Genomic DNA, 2,108 nt, shown 5'->3' on the forward strand with positions numbered 1-2,108 from the left:
GGCAGCGCTGCCGCCCGCGGGCGGGTCGACCGTCCGCGGGGCGCGGTCGCGACCCGGCGCCGGATGACGGGGCGGGACCGCGCACGGCCTCCCGTGCGGCTGCGGCGCGGGGTTCGGTCCTCACGCGGCGTCCCGCCGGTCCGGATGCCGCAGATGCAGGCGCCGCAGGACCCGGGCCTCGTCGGCGGCGATGTGGGCGGCGGTCATCAGATCGGCCACGACCGCGGCGACGGTCTCCAGCGTCCGCGCGTCGGCGGCCCGCCCCCTCGCTGCCCCGAGGAGGTCGGCCGCCGCGCCCCGGAGCGCGTCCGCGTCCAGGGCTTCCAGGGCGGCGCGCGCGGCCTCGATCGGCCCGTCGAAGCCGGGCGCGTGGATCAGGTCGTTGAGGCCCGCCTGGGCGCCGGCCGCCGCCGTGTCGAGCGCGGCCAGGGCGAAGGCGTGCCGCAGCCAGGAGCGGTGGGCGACCTCGGAGGCGGTCCTGAGGGTGGAGAACCGGGCGATCCGGTCTCCGTTCAGGCTCCCGCGCCGCCCGGCCCGGGCCGGCTCGGCCGTCAGCGTGTCGAGAAGGCTCCCGCGCAGGGTGCCCAGCGCCCACGCCCGGCGCTTCGCGTCGTCGGCGTTGAGGAACCCCGTGCTCAGGAAGGCCACGATGCTGGAGATCGCGAACAGGGCCGCCTCGTCCAGGAACGCCTGCAGGTCGTAGGATTGCGGGTTCGCGGGCGAGAGGAACACCGGGAAGAAGACGAGCAGCACGGAGCCGAGGCTCGCGGTCCCCTTGCCGAGGCTCAGGAAGCAGCCGGTGAAGACGACCGGGGCGATCGCGATGGCGAGGAGCGGGAAGCCCTGGCCGCCGTCCAGGACGAGGAACCGGACGATCCCGGCCGCCGCGATAGCGGCCGGAATGCCGAGCAGGGCGCCCCGCGCGTAGGCGGCGGGCGCGGGGTTGATCGCCATGACGCCCGCGAACGCCGCGATCTGCATGAGGCCGGGGGTGGTTTCGGGCCAGCCGCTGAGGATGAACAGCGCCGCGCTGACCGCCACCGTGATCACGGCCCGCAGCGCCTGGCGCAGCGCGTCCGGGAACGCCCGGTGCAGGGGCAGATCGACGTCCCGCAGGGGCGCGCGGCCCGTCTCGAGCGCGCGGACCCCGTCCGCGATCCAGGCCTCCTGCCGCAGCAGGTCCGCGGCGCGGCGCAGGAGCAGGACGGTCTCGGGCGAGGCGCCGCCCGCCGTCGCCGCCCGCAGGTCCGCCTCCAGCGCCGGGGCGGCCGCGGGGTCTCCATCGAGTCCCGCCTCCACGCGTCGGCCGACCGCCCGCGCGGCGGCCGGCTCGCGGGCGGCGGCGCGGGCGAAGGCGCGGCCCGCGCCCACTTGGCCGATCAGCGCGGCGGCGGCGCTGCGTGCCCCGGCGGCCCGGTTGTGTCCGTCGTCGGTCTCGCCGGCCACGCCCACGATGTCGGCGCGCGTGCCCCCGACCGCGCGCAGGGCGGCTGCGGCCTCGTCCGGCGGGGGCGCCTCGCCCCGCAGGCCGCGCCGGACGAGGCCGCGCACCTGGGCCCGCGCCGCCCCGAGGCCGTCCCGGAGAGGTTTGAGCACCTGCGGGGCGCCCAGCGCGTCGTTGATGAACGTCACCGTGACGATGCCGATCGTGATCACCGCCACGCGGGCGACGGCCGCCTCGAAGACGTCGAGGGGCTGATCGATGTGGACGATCGTGATGATCGCGACGGTGTAGCCGGCCAGCACCGCCCCGTAGGCCTGCACGCCCTCGAAATGGGTCGCGAAGAACACGCACAGACCGAGCCAGGTCGTGAAGGCGACGAGCATCAGCACGCGGTCCTGGCCGAAGAGGGCCGCGAACAGGATCGAGACCACGAAGCCGGTCAGCGTACCCGCCATGCGGTAGAACGCCTTGGAGAGCGCCTGGCCGCGCCGCGGCTGGGATAGGATGCCGACGCAGACCGCGGCCGAGGAGGCACTCTCGAGCTGCAGCCAGAACGCGGCGTAGAGGGCGATGATCGTCGCGCTCCAGATCCGCAGGCCGTAGAGCCAAGCGCCGGCCGGGGGCGTCAGGCGGTCGAGGACCGCCTCCCAGCGGACCCGGCGCG

General features: G+C 76.4%; 1 protein-coding gene. It reads right to left on the reverse strand.

The annotated features are described in order from the left end of the window. Window positions 1-120 precede the first annotated feature (120 nt). A partial coding sequence (locus tag AX737_RS01340) for an FUSC family protein (protein WP_066918371.1) occupies window positions 121-2,108 on the reverse strand: 1,988 nt, incomplete at its 5' end.

It is taken from the genome of Methylobacterium sp. CCH5-D2 (assembly GCF_001556475.1).
Lineage (GTDB): Bacteria > Pseudomonadota > Alphaproteobacteria > Rhizobiales > Beijerinckiaceae > Methylobacterium > Methylobacterium hispanicum.